Origin of the sequence: Marivirga harenae (assembly GCF_030534335.1) — a bacterium.
GTDB classification, from domain to species: Bacteria; Bacteroidota; Bacteroidia; order Cytophagales; family Cyclobacteriaceae; genus Marivirga; species Marivirga harenae.
Genome location: NZ_CP130565.1, coordinates 3,230,327 through 3,246,463, shown reverse-complemented (window position 1 = coordinate 3,246,463; position 16,137 = coordinate 3,230,327). Strand labels below are relative to the sequence as shown.

The following is a 16,137-nucleotide window of genomic DNA, read 5'->3' as shown; positions in this document are numbered from 1 at the left end:
TGATAAATGGAGTAAGGAAGCTGTTAATCCCTGATACTTTTATGCTAGCATAGGTTAACAACAAAGTAATTTATCGCGATTAATTGTCCATTCTATAAGTTTATAATTTCATATATTTTCGTAGATTAGAATGATAATTTGAAAGCCAAAAAATGTCCGACAATCAAGATTTTTCTTCTTTAATAGATACTCTGGAATGCAGATTTAAGAAAAACATGCATAGGCACGAAGAGCTTCAATGGCAGGAAATTCGTTCCAAATTAGACGCTAATAGAGAAAAACTGTTAATACTACATAATATGGAAGAAACTGGTGGTGAACCAGATGTTGTAGGTTTAGATGAAGAAACTTCGACCTATCTTTTTTATGACTGCTCCACTGAAAGTCCAAAAGGCAGACGTAGTATTTGCTATGATAGAGCTGCACAGCATGGACGAAAAAAATACCCCCCTAAAAGTAATGCTGAAGTAATGGCCGCGGAATTAGGTGTGGAACTTTTAAATGAAAAAGAGTATCGATATTTACAGCAATTAAATCCTGTAGATACCAAAACTTCAAGTTGGATCAAGACTCCTGCAGAAATAAGAGATTTAGGAGGCGCATTGTTCGGAGACTATCGCTATGGTGCTGTATTCATCTACCACAATGGAGCGGATTCTTATTATGGGGCGAGAGGATTTAGAGGATGTTTGAAATTATAGCTTCACACAATAAATAAAATTTTCGTGAACAATATTTCCCTAACGAACGTTTGTTTATTATATTTGGACAATGATTACCAAACCAAAAGTAAATAGAAAGCAGCAAATTATTGAAAAAGCCACTGAACTTTTTCAAAAGCAAGGCTATGCAGCAACTAGTATGCGCGATTTAGCAGGATATATTGGAATTGAAGCAGCAAGTCTTTATTCTCATATTAAATCAAAAGAAGAGATTCTTCAAAAAATTTGCTTTCAAATGGCTACCGATTTTTTTCAATCTTTAGAAAAAATAGAATTGGAGAAGTTAAGTGCTGATGAAAAACTAAAAAAAGCGGTGGTTTCACACGTCAATGTTTTGACTAAAGATAGTGCAGCTAGTGCCGTTTTCTTTTCGGAATGGAGGCACTTAAGTGAATCTTATTTGCAAGATTTTCTAACGATGCGAAATAATTATGAAAATAAATTTATACAAATACTAATAGATGGTCATAAAGAAGGTGTCTTCAAAAGAATGGATGCAAAATTCACTGTTTTGGCGTTGCTTTCTTCAATCAATTGGATGCCTTCTTGGTACAAACCAGAAGGTAAATTAAGTCCTGAAGAAATAGCTGAAAATGTAACAGATGTTTTCATTAATGGACTAAAAATTAGATCATAGATTATGCTAATAAGGCAAAAACAAGAGTAAGGTAATTGGGACCTGATATCAAGAACCATGCAACAATTTCTTGTTTAATTTAAAAAACGTAAAAACGATAAAATTATGTACGGAGGCGGACAAGTATTTGAATCTTCATCGGTAAACAATGAATTATTGAAAGATGAAGACCCACAAAAATTAGCTGAGTTTGAAGCACGAATCGAGAGAGGTGAAAAAATTGAGCCTAACGATTGGATGCCTAAGTTGTATAGAAAGCAATTAGTTCGAATGATTGAACAGCACGGTCATTCTGAGATTATTGGTGCTTTGCCAGAAGGGACTTGGATCACAAGAGCTCCCGGCTTCAAAAGAAAGTTGGCTTTGATGGCAAAAGTGCAGGATGAAGTGGGACATGCTCAATTGCTGTACGGTGCAGCAGAGACTTTAGGTAAAAGTCGCGAGCAAATGATTGAAGATCTGATTACTGGAAAATCTAAGTATTCAAACATTTTCAACTACCCTACCTTCACTTGGGCTGATTCATGTTTTATTTCATGGCTAGTGGATGCAGGTGCTATAGTTAACCAACTGGCTAATGCTCGAGGTAGTTACGGACCTTATTGTCGTGCTCTGGACAGAATTTGTGCGGAGGAATCTTTCCACTTAAAATATGGTCACCACTGTGTTATTCACTTGGCAACTGGAACTCCAAAGCAAAGGGAAATGATGCAAGAGGCAGTGAATAGATGGTGGGCACCAATGATGCATTTCTTTGGTCCTTCGGATAAGATGTCAACGCATACGCAAATCTTAACTAAGTGGAAAGTGAAAATGGCCACTAATGACGAATGTCGTCAGCAGTTCTTGGATATGTATGTACCTAAAATTTGGGAATTAGGATTGACTATTCCTGATGAAAATCTAAAGAAGAATTCTGAATCAGGTGAATGGGAATTCACAGAGCCAGATTGGGAGGAATTCAAGAGAGTGATTAATGGTGATGGGCCATGTAATAAAGAGCGTTTAGCAGTAAGGAGAATTGCTGAAGAAAGAGGAGCTTGGGTAAGAAGAGCATTGACGGCCAAAACAAAAGGCGAAGAGTACGTAGCACCGCTGGCTTAATAAATAACGAAATAGCTGGATCTTTCGTCATTCCCGCGAAAGCGGGAATCTTATTTAAGTAAAAGTAGTATTTATCATTAATTTCTAATTATTAATTTAAAATATGTCTGATTTTTTAAACTCTTTAGATCCCAGGATTAATAGATTAAATATCCCTGCCGAGTTTGGTACTACATTCCCTTCAAAAGAAAACAAAGATCAATTTGTCACTTTTGAAGTATTCGTACAGCCAAAGGAAAATAAACCGTATCAGCATGAAGGTATCGTTCATGCCCCAACAATTGACATGGCATTTTTATTTGCCAAGGAACAATTCAGCAGAAGAGGCATGAGTTGCTCTGGCGTCTGGGTTGTAAAAACAGACAATGTGCAAGTATCGCCTATTACTGAAAATAATGAAGATATCTATGACTTCATCCATGAGGAGATATTGGAAGGAGCTGAAAAAGGGAAAACAGAAAAGTATGAAATCTTTCATTTGAAGAAAAGAGGTAAGCAGCATGCTCATATTGGTAGCTTAGAAGCTTCTTGCTTTGAAGAAGCACTCCTTAAAGCCAAGAACCAATTTCAGGAAGAAAAATCTGTGTTGAACATTTGGGTTGCAAAATCGGAGGAATTCATGAAAATTGACGGAGCTGATTTTGCAGATATTTGGGAAACCCTTCCTGAAAAGAAATACAGAGATGCCATGGATTATAAAGCAACTGAAAAAATCAAGAAATTTAAAGCAGAACAAAACGCATAAATCATGACGGAAGAAGCATTAAAAGATTTATTATATAAAATAGCGGATGATTTATTGATTTTAGGTCATAGAAATTCCGAATGGACTGGAGTGGGCCCATTACTTGAAGAAGATATTGCATTTTCTTCTATGGCACAAGATAAGGTTGGGCAAAGCTTAGCTTTTTACAATTTGTTGCATCAATTAGGAGAACAAGATCCGGACACTGTTGCTTTCACTAGAAACGCTGATCAGTTCCATAATAGTCAGTTTGTGGAATTACCCATAGGTGAATATGATTTTAGTTTAATCCGCCATTTCCTATTCGACCATGCAGATTATATTCGATTTAGCATGCTCGCTGATTGCCCAATAGAGGAAGTCGCTCAAGTTGCCAGAAAATTAAAAGGTGAGATTAAATATCACGTGATGCATGCCAATACATGGATTAAGCAATTGGCTACTGCAAATGAGGAGGCACATGAAAAATTGCAAAACAGCTTAAATGAGGCTTTGCCTTATGCTTTGGGCGTATTTGAGCCTTCCAAATTTGAAAAAGAAATCATCGAAGCTGGAGTTTACAAAGGTGAAAAAGCTATAGAAGATCAATGGAAAGAAAATATAGCCATTGTTTTAGGAGAAGCTGGTTTAAATTTACCTGATTGGAATACGGTTGAGCCGATTTACGGAGGAAGATACGGGGAACATACCAAACACTTGCAACCATTAGTAGAAGAAATGAGCGAAGTGTTTAGAGTTGATCCTACGGCAGATTGGTAATTATACTTTCGACAAAATAAATTCACTCTGCTTAGCCATGGTCAGGCATACAACAAAAACTGTCAGGTCTTTCTAAAATCAAAGACTATAAATGTGATATTTAGAATATTTAAAATCTTATGTAAACCTGACAGGTTTCAACACCAGAACGAGAGAAAAAGGATTACGCATTTGAAATAAAATATTGAAGAAATGATATTAACTGAGGATAAAATATTGGAGATGTTGAAGGAGGTAAAAGATCCTGAAATCCCTGTTATTTCATTAGTAGATTTGGGGGTGATAACTGGTATTGAAATTGATAATGATCATATAACAGTAAATATGACTCCTACTTTTATTGGATGTCCTGCTATGGATTATATGAAGCAGGATGTTGTGGACGTCCTAAATAAAAATGGAATTGAAAATCATACTGTCAATTTAAACTTGAAAACCACTTGGAGTTCTGATCTCATTTCAGAAGAAGGAAAAAGAGCTTTAAAGAAATTTGGACTTGCTCCGCCACCAGTTCATAACAATGTGATAGAAGACCTAGATATTATCGAGCATGCCGAATGTCCCAACTGTGACAGTACAAATACCACATTAAAATCACCATTTGGTCCTACTTTATGTAGATCATTGCATCACTGCAATAATTGCGGTGAAGCATTTGAAAGTTTTAAGCCGATATAAGCTATAACTGATTAAAGAATAAAGCCTGTCATATATCGTCTTATGACAGGCTTTATTATTTCCGGAACCTTCTTATTAGTAATTCTAGGAAATCACTACAGCAAAATCACATCAAGAACACTGTTAGGAATCTCAAATCCACAGAAAAATACTCCAACTCCTAACACTTTCTGTTTTATACTGGTGTTTTGAAGTGCTAATGGCAATGCGGTGACATTTACCATGGCATAAAAAATAGCAAAAACGATCAATGAAAGAATAATCAACATATCATTGGGGATAGTGAAAATTCCAATTGTACTCACTCCGGCAAATACTAAACCTATTATTAATAATTTAACTATATTTTCTTTTGTAACTCTTCGACTAATCACGATTGAAAAAATAGCTGTTAGGATCAACACTAATGAAGAGACCCATTGTCCGCTTATGCCCATTACAGATTTTAATTTATCTAAGTAATCTGGAAATACTTCGATGATAATTCCAGAGAACAGTCCCATACCAATTCCAAGAAAAATAACTTTTCCCATGTTGGTTTTAGGATTATAATCATCAGGTCGGGTTTCTTGACCCTCATCTGTTATTGCCATGGAGTTCTTTCGCAATAGGTAACCTGAAACTGAAACAATTATTCCTCCAACTGCGAATGTTGCGGCTCCACCCAAGAAGTCAATAATATCTACAATAACAGGTTCCAAGGAGTAAAGCAAATCAGAAGTAATTGTTAAAGCAGCTACGGTAATTGGCAATTTAGTACTTGGACTAAACATTTCTATTGTAGAAATAGCCGGACTTGTAAATAAGCTCATAGCAAATAGCCAGAGAATAACTAAAACAGGTAGTGCGTAAAGAACAAAAGACCTCGGAGGATTAACAATTAAAGTAAAAGCAACGGTCATAAAGATCATTGCAGCAAAACTAACGCCCAATGTAATTATACGAAGTCTATTTCCTAGTCTATCTCGATACTTATCACCCAAATAACCAGCCAATGGAGGAGTTAAAATAAGTATGATAGCTTGCCCCCAAATAAGTATAGGTGCAAACTCTTTCATATCAAATGTATCAAGAAGTGCTGGTTGGTATCTATGATAGGCGATCCAACCTATAATTACGGAAGCATAAAGTGCTAATAAGCTGATCATTTGCTTCCACTGAATTGCAGATGTTTTTTGATTGTCCATAATAAAAAAGTCTTTACAGTTTTTCCAAGTTACGAAAGCAATGTACTTTTCGGATTTTCTGTAAAGACTTTTTAACTTAAAATATTATACTATTTGTCAAATGTTGACTTCAAATGTTTATCAGCATCAAAAGCATTGTTTTCTCTATTAACATCTGCCATACCTTCATTTTCATCAATCACCAAACTATTAATGTTAGAGGCGCTCTGACTCAATTCAAAAGTATAGCTTGGGTATACCCATGGCCAATCTGCCACCGTTTTCACATTCACATCTGATTTAAAAGATTTTTCACCTCTCATAATTCTCAAAGGAATATATATAACTTCACTTTTTCCGTCATTATAGGTTACAGTTACTTCTAATGGCATTGGCATTTCACCAATTTTCTCCAAAGTAACAAAGGTTTTACCATTCTTTTCCAATACTGATTTTACTCCATAATCAATCTGTTTAGTAGAATAAACCCAATATTCTTTAAACCAATCTAATTCTAAACCAGATGCTTTCTCCATTACTCTGATAAAATCATTGTCATTAGGATGCTTGAATTTCCACTCATTAAAGTAAGTCCTCATGGCAGGATAAAAAACGTCCTCACCCATTATATATCTCAGCTGTCCTAAAAAAGTGGCACCTTTAGAATAGGCAGCTCTTCCGTAAGCGAAATTGGTCATATAATGATCCGCATGTGTACTCATGGGTTCTTCATAGCCACTTTCTGCTAATGCTAAATACCCTCTGTAATTTCCTGACTGCGGGTTTTCTTGGCCTTGCTCCATTATTTCATTCATAGTTTCAGCAGCTCCAAATGAGGTAAAGCCCTCATCCATCCATTCATATAACGATTCATTTGATGCTAAAACTCCTTGGTACCAGCTATGGAACATTTCATGAACCGTCACACCTACCAGACTTCCTAGACTTCTTTCTCCAGTAATTAAAGTAGACATTGGATATTCCATTCCACCATCGCCACCTTGAATAACTGAATACTGTTTATACGGATATTTTCCGAATGTTTTGTTCATGTACTCAAATGCTTTAACAGTATACTCAGGTAACTTTCCCCAGTTTTCTTCGGTATTTTCGTTTTTCTGATACAAGAAATGCAATTCTGGACCATTAGGAACCTGAGCCTTTACATGAGTATAATCAGGATCAGCTGCCCACATAAAATCAATAACCTGTGGAGCTTTAAAATGCCAAGTAAGCTTACCATTTTTTCCTTTGCCTGGCTTAACCCCATCAGCCTGATACCCGTGACCTACTTCATTAGGATTTTGAATATAACCTGTACCTCCTAATACAAAATCTTTATCAATGCTAATCTTCACATCAAAATCAGCCCAAATACCATGAAACTCTCTCCCTATATAAGGATTAGAGTGCCAGCCTTGGTAATCATATTCTGACATTTTAGGATACCATTGCGCCATGGAATAGCTAATACCTTCAGCATTATTTCGACCAGTTCTTCTGATTTGCTCAGGAACTTGTGCTTCAAATTCCATTTCGAAGGTTACGGTTTCGCCAGATTTAATAGGCTTGTTCAAATCTACTTCCAAAATAGTTCCGACTACTTCGTAATCTACTTTCTTACCATCTTGCTTAAGGCTGATTATTTTTTGATAGCCGATTTGATCTTCACTTAGTTTACTTATTCTGTCCCCTACTCTTCTGTCTGGATCTTTAATTGTTCTTGAACGAACATCCATCATACTGTTAGGTTGAAAAGCATTAAAATACAAATGATAAAAAACCTTGTTCAGCTCATCCGGCGAATTATTGGTGTAGACTGCCTTTTGTTTCCCATCGAAACGGTGGGTTTCCACATCCATATCAATCTCCATTTCATATTTTATGGCTTGTTGCCAACGATCTTTTGTTTGTCCGAAAACAAGCGTGCTCATCAGACTAGCAATAAAAAATCCTATTAATTTTATTTTCATAATGATTAAAATTTGGTTTTACTTAATCTCAAAAATGGTTAAATCTATTTAATATGACAATGAATTTTATATAAGCTTCCTAAAATAGCTGATGAAAGCCCGTTAAAAGTACTTTCCCGATTAAAAAATTTAATTTTCATATGATAAAATTGTAATGCCTGTTATTTATTTCTAATTTTCTACCTTTGTGAAAGAGAAAGCTAAGAATATGTTAGATTATAACACCCAAAGACCTGAAATGAAGTTAAAAGAATATGGACGCAATGTCCAAATGTTGGTCAAACATTTGCGCACCGTTGAAGATAAAGAACAACGCAATAAAATGGCCTTCACTGTAGTAGATTTGATTAAGCAATTAAGCAGTGGTCCAAAAGACAATAGCAACGAAAACATGCAAAAATACTGGGATGATTTATACATCATGTCAGATTTCAACTTAGAGGTAGATAGCCCCTTTCCTATGCCTGAAAAAGAGATTTTAGGTAAAAAGCCACAACCTGTGAAATATGCTTCGGAGGAAGTAAAATTCAAGCACTATGGTCGTAATGTTGAATTATTGGTTGAAAAAGCAATCAGCCTTGAAGATCCAGAGGAAAAACAAGCCGCAGTTTATTATATAGGTCGATTAATGAAGACCTTCTACACGACATGGAACAGAGATAATGTAACCGAAGAAGCTATAGCTGACAACATCAAACAACTTTCAAATGGAAAACTAAGCGTTGACATTGAACATGTTAAAGCTACAAATGCATTTGATACTATCTTCAAAGACAATAGACCTAGAAACAACAATAAAGGCAAAAGACCTTCAAAAGGAAGCAACCAAAAAAGAAGAAGAAACTAATCAATGGGATCATTTAAAATAACCGGAGGGCAAAAACTTTCCGGTGAAATTCATCCTCAGGGCGCAAAAAATGAGGCATTACAAATTCTTTGTGCTGTTTTATTAACACCTGAAAAAGTAACTATTCATAAAGTACCTAATATTGTCGATGTCAATAAATTAATTGATTTATTGGAAGATTTGGGTGTGGAAGTCAATAAAATTGGTGAAGAAAGTTATGAATTTACAGCAAAGTCTGTAAAACTCGATTTCTTCGGTACAGCCGAATACACGCAAAAGGCGGCTTCATTAAGAGGTTCAATCATGCTGTTAGGGCCTTTACTGGCAAGGTTTGGAAAAGCGATGATTCCAAAACCAGGAGGAGATAAAATAGGAAGAAGAAGATTGGACACTCACTTTATCGGCTTTCAGAAGCTAGGAGCAAAATTCCTCTTTGAATCGGAAAAGAATTATTATCATATTGATGCATCTAGCCTTACTGGTGCCTATATTCATTTAGATGAAGCCTCAGTAACTGGAACTGCCAACATCATCATGGCTGCTTCCATGGCCAAGGGGAAAACCTCAATTTATAATGCTGCCTGCGAACCCTACATCCAGCAACTCTGCAAAATGTTGGTTAGAATGGGGGCGAAAATCGAAGGTATCGGTTCCAATTTATTACATATAGAGGGGGTTGAAAGCTTAAAAGGCACTGAACATACTATGTTGCCCGATATGATTGAGATTGGGAGTTTTATTGGATTGGCTGCTATGACCCAATCCGAAATCACCATTAAAAATGCTGGTATTCAGCATTTGGGAATCATTCCTGAAACTTTTAAAAGGCTTGGAATCACAATGGAGTTTAGAGGCGATGATATATTCATCCCTTCTCAACAGCATTATGAAATAGAAACTTTTATTGATGGTTCTATTATGACTATAGCAGATGCCATTTGGCCTGGTTTTACTCCCGACTTATTAAGTATTGTATTGGTAGTAGCCACACAAGCAAAAGGAACTGTCTTGGTTCATCAAAAAATGTTTGAAAGCAGACTATTTTTTGTTGATAAGTTAATTGACATGGGGGCTCAAATCATCTTGTGTGACCCTCATAGAGCCACAGTAATCGGACTTGACAGACAAATTAATTTGAGGGGTATATCCATGACCTCCCCTGATATTAGAGCTGGAGTTTCTTTATTGATTGCTGCTTTATCTGCTGAGGGGGAAAGTACCATTCATAATGTTGAACAAATCGACAGAGGTTACCAGAATATTGACGAGCGTCTGAACGCTTTAGGTGCCAAGATTGAGAGAGTAGATTGAGCTGATGTTGGAAGTTTTCAGACTTGCATGAAGGATCACAAATGTTGTAAGAGTCACTTGTTATAGCCAGGAAAGCAATTTCTACTTCGTTTTATTGTGGAATTAGTTCTAAAGAATTTTATAAAAGAAATTATGGCTGTAACATTAGTCACCTCGACTATGAATCCTTTCCTTATCTTTGTAAATTAGAATTAAAATTAATTGTATGAAAAGCTTAATTATATTTATTGCGTCAGCAGCTCTTTTAATAGCTTGCACACAAGGAAATGCGCAGGATAATCTTACCGTAAAAGAATTGAATGCCATTGAGTTCGATAAAGACGATAATAAAGTTGTGTTGGATGTTAGAACTCCACAAGAATATGCAGAAGGCAGAATTACTGGAAGTGAAAATTTGGATGTTTTAAAAACAGATTTCTTTACCACTTCAATAGCGAAAATGGATAAGGAAAAAACTTACTATGTAATCTGCAGGTCAGGAGCAAGAAGTCAAAAAGCAGTGGCTCAAATGAAAGAAGCTGGGTTTAAAGATGTTTACAACATTTCTGGAGGAATGCAGGCCTGGGAGTCTGCAGACTTTGAGACAGAAAAATGAGCAGATTCTTTAAAGAATTTAGTCAGTCTACCCTTTCATATTATCAAGCCTTTCAATTTGTGCGAAAACACAAGCTGAAAGGCTTTATTTTGGGTGCTGCTTTTTTCAACTTATTTGCATTTTTGTTTGTTGGGGTTGTCGCATGGATTTACACAGGCACCCTCATTGATTTTATCTATAGCTTTTTCAGCTTCCCTGAAGATTGGGAAGAATGGGGGAATTTAATTCAGATACTAACTGCAATATTTATCAGAATAGTCCTTATTTCTCTGTATATCAATCTTTTCAAATACGTTATCTTAATCATTTTCGCTCCTGTCCTTGCTGTTCTTTCCGAAAGGACTCAAAACATATTAAACCAACAAAAGAAATCCATTAATCTTATACGATTGATCTCTGAAATAGGAAGAGGTATGCTAATGGGATCTATTTTGATCGGTCTCAATGTTCTACTTTACTTATTTCTAATATTCCTAAGTTTAGTATTCCCTTTCCTCTCTCCTGCTTTGGCAGTTGTAGTGTTTTTACTCGAAAGCTTTTTCTTTGGTGCGTCCATGCTAGATTATAGAAATGAATATTACCAACTAAGCATTAAAACAAGCTTACAGAAAATTTTCAAGCATAAAGGGCTTGTTTTGGGTAACGGTTTAGCTTTAAATCTGTTTATACTAATACCCTTTATTGGTGTATTATTTGCGCCCTCTTTTGCTTTAATAGCATCAGGAATTCATGCCAATAAAGTTATTAGTTAATTTTTTAACCTAAAAATTAGAACTGTTATGGCAATTGAAAGTAGAAACCCATTCAATAATGAGCTATTAAAAACCTTTGAGGAAGAAACTGACTATGAAATTTTGAAGAAAATTGAGCTAGCACAAGTAGCTTATCTAGACTGGAAATCTACCAACTTTACCCACCGCAAAGAATTAATGCTGAAAACAGCAGTTCTACTTCGTGATAGAAAGGAGCAATATGCTCATCTAATGACTCAGGAAATGGGAAAAGCCAAAAGAGAGGCTATAGCTGAAATTGAAAAATGTGCTCTAGCTTGTGAATACTACGCTGAAAAAGCAGATGAATTCTTATCCAATAAAAAATTGGAAGTCCCAGAAGGAGAAGCTTACATTGCCCATGATCCAATTGGCATTGTATTGGCAGTTATGCCCTGGAATTTTCCTTTTTGGCAAGTTTTCCGATTTATTGCGCCCAACTTAATGGCAGGAAATATAGGCTTATTGAAACACGCTTCAAATGTACCACAATGTGCTCTAGCCATAGAAGAGGTCTTAATTGATGCCGGTTTTCCAAAAGGGTGCTTTCAAACCTTATTAGTTTCATCTTCTAAGGTCAATATGATATTGGACGATGATAGAGTAAAGGCCGCTACTTTAACAGGTAGTGAAGTGGCTGGAAGTAAAGTTGCAGAACGGGCCGGTAGCAAGCTGAAAAAAACTGTCTTGGAATTGGGTGGAAGTGATCCATTTATTGTGCTAGAGGATGCTGAAGTCAAAGGGGCAGCCATTTCAGGAGCAAAAGCCAGGATGATCAATAATGGGCAAAGTTGCATTGCTGCGAAGAGGTTTATACTGGAAAAATCAATTGCAGATGAATTTTTGGCCTATTTCAAAACAGAGTTTGAAAATATTAAAATTGGAAATCCAGCAGATGAAAATTTTGATTACGGCTCAATGGCTAGGGAAGACTTAGCTATAGAGTTAGAAGAACAAGTAGAAAAATCAATTAGTCAAGGAGCTAAAGTAATAATAGGAGGAAAAAGAAATAAAGCTTTTTACGAACCTACTATCTTATCCAATGTAACAGCAGGAATGCCTGCCTATGAAGAAGAATTGTTTGGGCCTGTGGCAGTGGTATTAATTGCAGAAGATGAACATCATGCTATTGAATTGGCAAATGATTCAAGGTTTGGTCTGGGCGGATCATTATGGAGCAAGGATATAGAGAAAGCAAAGCGTCTGGCTCGTCAAATTGAAAGTGGGGCTGTGTATATCAATAAATTAATGGCTTCTCATCCAGCAGTGCCTTTTGGTGGTGTAAAAATGAGTGGGTATGGTCGAGAATTATCTGAACTGGGAATTAAGGAATTTGTGAATCAGAAAACGGTTTGGGTGGCTTGAGTAAATTGGGCGCTACGGTCTAACAATTCTAGCATTGAACATTCAAAATACAAAAGAGCTTTAAGAGATGAATTTACATTTTTCGGAAAAGGCTTTGTCCAATAATTCAATCTCGTACTAACAACGTTTAGACAGTTCTAAACTTCAAACCGCGATAGGATAAACAATGTCTAACATTGGGGTTAGTCCACCAACACATTAGAAATGTAGGTCGATTTAGTCAGCATCCATAATAAGAAAAAAACAATTGCCCATTTTAAATAGACATCGTAATAATCCTTGGTGTCTTTATATCTAGTTTCTTTGATTTCTGCCTTTTCATATTCATCAATAATACTGAAAACTTGCTCAAGTGCCTGATTATCTGTAGCTCTGTAGAATTTACCCTCACCTATTTCAGCAATCTGCTTTAAGCCCGTTACGTCCATGGAATTTTCAATATATCTGGTCCTCCCAAAAAAATCTTTTCCATAAGGCACTTTTCCTTCTTTACCTATGGCAATCGTGTAGATTTTAATATCATAAGCATTTGCTAATTTCGCAGCAGTTTCTGGGTCAATATTACCAGCGTTATTATCTCCATCACTCAGCAAAATCAAAACTTTTGATTTTGAGTCTGATTCTCGCATCCTATTTGTCCCTACCGCTAAGGCACTACCAATTGCAGTACCGGATGCTTCCATCATCTTAAAATCAATATCAGAAATCTGATTCTTAAGCATTTTGTAGTCAGTAGTTAAAGGCGATAAAGAATAAGCTTCACCACTAAAAATGGTCAACCCAATTCTATCTTGAAATCTCCCATCAATAAAATCATTAGCTACTTGCTTGGCGGCTTCAAGGCGATTAGGAGTGAAATCCTGAATTTTCATGGATTCTGAGATATCCAATACCAGCATAATATCAATTCCTTCAGTCCACTGTTCTACTCTCTCATTAGTTTGTTGAGGTCGAGCCAATGCTACTAACATCAGCAAAGCTGAAAACAAAAGTAGAACAATAGGGATGAATCGTAAGATAGAGGAAAATTGAAAGCCAATACCTTCCCCGCGGAATGCCACTGGTACTTTTGGGCTTAATCTTTCTTTCAACCATTCCACGAACAAATAAATAATTGGGAGGGCAATCATAGCATAAAAAGCCATCGGAAATTCATATTCAAATGCTTTAAGCCTTTCGGGTAGAAACCAATCTAAACTTAACCAATCATTACTTTCCATCTGCTATCAATTTAATTCGTTCATCCAAAATAACATCGGCATAATTTAATAGAAATGAGAAGGAATCTGTAGCATTATTCTTTCCTTTTGAACTATATATCACTCGGTCTATAGCTTTCAGATTCTCATATAATTCATCATTCTGCTGCATTTGATTGATCTCTTTACTGGTCAATTTTCTATAAGGCGAATTAGAAATAAATTCGGCATGCTTTTTCCAACTATGAAGCAACTTTTCAATCTTATCAACAGACATTTCGCCAACAGAAGAAAGTTTAGCCTCCATTGATTCTCTAAATTTCTTGTGACGTTTGTTTAATCTCCATATTCGCCATTTCTTTCTTATTTTCTTCCCAAATATGATAATAATCAAAAGGGTAACAATACCTAAAGCAACTAAAAAAGCTATTAAATAAGGATAATTAAAGTCTTTATCAAGCTTAGTAATGATGGCATCAGTCTTCATTTTCAAACTATCAGAGACCACCTCAATCTCTTCTTTCAAAAATACAGAATCCAAATCGGCATAAACAGCGGTACTATCCTTGCCCTGAATAATAAAAACCGGAAGCTTTAATTTTTGAATTTTATCAATTTCAAAAGAAGTCAGCGTATAAACTACACTATCAAAACTTTGCGAACTATCTGATTGAGTAGGGAAATATTCTTTGCGACTATATTCAAATGGCTCGAAATTATAGAGTGAATCAGGCATTAGTATCTGAAAATTCGCTGGATACTTTATACTCAAACTGTATTGTATGCGCTCCCCTATGGCCATACTGTCCTGGAGGAATTTCCCCTTAGGTTCGATTTGTTGACCGAATAAATGTATTACAAATGCAAGACTGAAAATTAAGCTCAACCCGTATTTCTTCATGCTTTTTTCTTGCTTAAATTTCTGATTTTAAATAATTTAATTAACTGAGAAGTGTAATCTTCTTGAGTATCTATCAGCAAATAATCTGCCTGATTTCGTTTACAAATATCCTTCAATTCAGCAGAGTAGTCCTTATTTTTTTGCTGGAATTGCTTTTTAAAACTCGCACTAGAGGTATTAACCCATCTAGTTTTACCTGTCTCTTTATCCTTAATAGGGACAATACCTAACATTGGTAAATCCGTCTCCAGCTTATCCTTGATGTGAATTACTATAAGATCGTGCTTGCGGGCTAAAGCTTTTAAATGATGTTCATAGCCTTCATCTACAAAATCACTAATCAAAAATATGACACTTCTCCTTTTAACCAAGCCTAATAAGTACAAAAGCCCCTTATCTAGACTTGTTTTTAAGGATTTAGGCTTTAAACCAAAAAGCTTCGTTATAGCATAATAGCCATGCTTTTGTCCTTTTCCAGGTTTGACATAAAGTTCTCTTTGATCCGAATAACCGACCATACCGACCTGACTACCTTCTTTTAAAGCTGAGATACACAAAACCCCGGTGATTTCTTTGGCAATATCTGATTTCTGTTGGCCCTCCAATCCAATTTCTTGAGATGCACTAACGTCAATTAAGAAATAAACATTCTGCTCTTTATCTTCCTTGAAGGTCTTCACAAATGTACCATGCCCCTTTGCGGATACGTTCCAGTCAATGGATCTGACGTCATCACCATACTGATAAGGACGCACATCATCAAACTCTAAACCCGAGCCTTTAAATACAGAATGAAAATCTCCCTGCATTTGATTGTTTACGGCTTTCCGGATTTTTATTTCATATTTTCGAAGCTTTTTGAACAGCTCCCTCATAATAGCTCTTTTAAATTGTTAATTTTGCCTTGCATTAAAATCAAACGAAAAAGTAAACGATAATTGTCTTTTTCAGTTTCCAAAAATACTTTTGGCAACGAATTTGATAAAGCAAATTGTAATATTAGTATAAAAATGAGAAAACTTATCTACATCATCGCAATATTAACAATAGTTTCCTGTAGTGGAAAAGAAGAACTGCCAAAAGGCATTATCCCACCGGAAAAAATGGCACTTATTCTATCAGATATTTATCTGGCTGAACATAAAGCCGCCAATATTAGTTTAAAACCAGATTCTTCAAAAGTTGTATTTAGACACTATGAGTTAAAAATATTAGAAGATTACAATACAAATGACTCAGTTTATAAAGAAAGTTTTAGATACTATCTTGAATTTCCTGAAAAATTAGAAGCTGTATATGACATTGTAATCGATACTGTCAGCTTGAGGGAGCAAGTTGAAAATGCCAAAAAGAAGCAAAAGTAAG

The 16,137-nt window shown here is 35.7% G+C and carries 17 protein-coding genes; 12 read left to right on the top strand and 5 right to left on the bottom strand.

What is annotated here, in order from left to right; translation table 11 throughout:
* Nucleotides 1-152: 152 nt before the first annotated feature.
* The 6 genes from Q3Y49_RS13875 (at nucleotide 153) to paaD (ending at nucleotide 4,645) form a co-directional block, all read left to right on the top strand.
* Complete coding sequence (locus Q3Y49_RS13875) at nucleotides 153-701, top strand: DUF4256 domain-containing protein (protein ID WP_303268971.1); 549 nt, start codon at nucleotides 153-155, stop codon at nucleotides 699-701.
* A 70-nt stretch (nucleotides 702-771) separates the two neighbouring features.
* A complete protein-coding gene (locus tag Q3Y49_RS13870) occupies nucleotides 772-1,359 on the top strand; it encodes a TetR/AcrR family transcriptional regulator (RefSeq protein WP_303268969.1) in 588 nt (195 codons plus the stop codon).
* A 105-nt stretch (nucleotides 1,360-1,464) separates the two neighbouring features.
* Nucleotides 1,465-2,463, top strand: coding sequence for a 1,2-phenylacetyl-CoA epoxidase subunit PaaA (gene paaA, locus Q3Y49_RS13865; protein WP_303268968.1), 999 nt, complete (start codon nucleotides 1,465-1,467; stop codon nucleotides 2,461-2,463).
* Between the two features lie 103 nt (nucleotides 2,464-2,566).
* A complete protein-coding gene (locus tag Q3Y49_RS13860) occupies nucleotides 2,567-3,208 on the top strand; it encodes a phenylacetic acid degradation b (RefSeq protein ID WP_303268966.1) in 642 nt (213 codons plus the stop codon).
* Between the two features lie 3 nt (nucleotides 3,209-3,211).
* A complete protein-coding gene (gene paaC, locus Q3Y49_RS13855; protein WP_303268965.1) occupies nucleotides 3,212-3,967 on the top strand; it encodes a 1,2-phenylacetyl-CoA epoxidase subunit PaaC in 756 nt (251 codons plus the stop codon).
* A 192-nt stretch (nucleotides 3,968-4,159) separates the two neighbouring features.
* Nucleotides 4,160-4,645, top strand: a complete 486-nt coding sequence (paaD, locus tag Q3Y49_RS13850) for a 1,2-phenylacetyl-CoA epoxidase subunit PaaD (protein WP_303268963.1) — start codon at nucleotides 4,160-4,162, stop codon at nucleotides 4,643-4,645.
* Between the two features lie 95 nt (nucleotides 4,646-4,740).
* Here paaD and Q3Y49_RS13845 read toward each other — a convergent pair whose 3' ends face one another.
* Together Q3Y49_RS13845 and Q3Y49_RS13840 are read right to left on the bottom strand one after the other, a co-directional pair.
* Nucleotides 4,741-5,832, bottom strand: coding sequence for an MFS transporter (locus Q3Y49_RS13845; protein ID WP_303268962.1), 1,092 nt, complete (start codon nucleotides 5,830-5,832; stop codon nucleotides 4,741-4,743).
* An 89-nt stretch (nucleotides 5,833-5,921) separates the two neighbouring features.
* Nucleotides 5,922-7,784: a M1 family metallopeptidase gene (locus Q3Y49_RS13840; RefSeq protein ID WP_303268961.1), complete on the bottom strand. Its 1,863-nt coding sequence runs from the start codon at nucleotides 7,782-7,784 to the stop codon at nucleotides 5,922-5,924.
* 187 nt (nucleotides 7,785-7,971) lie between these two features.
* Here Q3Y49_RS13840 and Q3Y49_RS13835 point away from each other — a divergent pair, with 187 nt between their 5' ends.
* The 5 genes from Q3Y49_RS13835 (at nucleotide 7,972) to Q3Y49_RS13815 (ending at nucleotide 12,672) form a co-directional block, all read left to right on the top strand.
* Complete coding sequence (locus tag Q3Y49_RS13835; protein ID WP_303268959.1) at nucleotides 7,972-8,631, top strand: DUF4290 domain-containing protein; 660 nt, start codon at nucleotides 7,972-7,974, stop codon at nucleotides 8,629-8,631.
* 3 nt (nucleotides 8,632-8,634) lie between these two features.
* The gene (gene murA, locus Q3Y49_RS13830) at nucleotides 8,635-9,942 is read left to right on the top strand and encodes a UDP-N-acetylglucosamine 1-carboxyvinyltransferase (protein ID WP_303268958.1); all 1,308 of its coding nucleotides are present in this window, start codon (nucleotides 8,635-8,637) and stop codon (nucleotides 9,940-9,942) included.
* Between the two features lie 205 nt (nucleotides 9,943-10,147).
* Entirely contained in the window at nucleotides 10,148-10,537 is a 390-nt protein-coding gene (locus tag Q3Y49_RS13825; protein WP_303268957.1) for a rhodanese-like domain-containing protein, read from the top strand.
* A complete protein-coding gene (locus Q3Y49_RS13820; RefSeq protein WP_303268955.1) occupies nucleotides 10,534-11,289 on the top strand; it encodes an EI24 domain-containing protein in 756 nt (251 codons plus the stop codon). Before Q3Y49_RS13825 ends, Q3Y49_RS13820 begins: the two co-directional genes overlap by 4 nt.
* Before the next feature lie 27 nt (nucleotides 11,290-11,316).
* On the top strand, nucleotides 11,317-12,672 hold the full coding sequence (locus Q3Y49_RS13815) for an NAD-dependent succinate-semialdehyde dehydrogenase (protein WP_303268954.1): 1,356 nt from the start codon (nucleotides 11,317-11,319) through the stop codon (nucleotides 12,670-12,672).
* A gap of 182 nt (nucleotides 12,673-12,854) precedes the next feature.
* Here the strand turns inward: Q3Y49_RS13815 and Q3Y49_RS13810 are convergent, their stop codons facing one another.
* From Q3Y49_RS13810 to Q3Y49_RS13800, 3 genes are read right to left on the bottom strand one after another with little or no spacing between them, the layout of a single operon-like run.
* The gene (locus Q3Y49_RS13810; protein ID WP_303268951.1) at nucleotides 12,855-13,892 is read right to left on the bottom strand and encodes a vWA domain-containing protein; all 1,038 of its coding nucleotides are present in this window, start codon (nucleotides 13,890-13,892) and stop codon (nucleotides 12,855-12,857) included.
* Nucleotides 13,882-14,772 (bottom strand): hypothetical protein, encoded by an 891-nt coding sequence (locus tag Q3Y49_RS13805; protein WP_303268950.1) that lies wholly within the window; start codon nucleotides 14,770-14,772, stop codon nucleotides 13,882-13,884. The genes Q3Y49_RS13810 and Q3Y49_RS13805 overlap by 11 nt, the downstream gene beginning before the upstream one ends.
* Nucleotides 14,769-15,647 carry a DUF58 domain-containing protein gene (locus Q3Y49_RS13800; protein ID WP_303268949.1) on the bottom strand — a complete coding sequence of 293 codons (879 nt, stop codon included), beginning with the start codon at nucleotides 15,645-15,647 and terminating at the stop codon, nucleotides 14,769-14,771. Before Q3Y49_RS13800 ends, Q3Y49_RS13805 begins: the two co-directional genes overlap by 4 nt.
* 135 nt (nucleotides 15,648-15,782) lie before the next feature.
* Between Q3Y49_RS13800 and Q3Y49_RS13795 the strand changes: the two genes are divergently transcribed.
* On the top strand, nucleotides 15,783-16,136 hold the full coding sequence (locus Q3Y49_RS13795; RefSeq protein ID WP_303268948.1) for a DUF4296 domain-containing protein: 354 nt from the start codon (nucleotides 15,783-15,785) through the stop codon (nucleotides 16,134-16,136).
* Nucleotide 16,137: the final 1 nt, after the last annotated feature.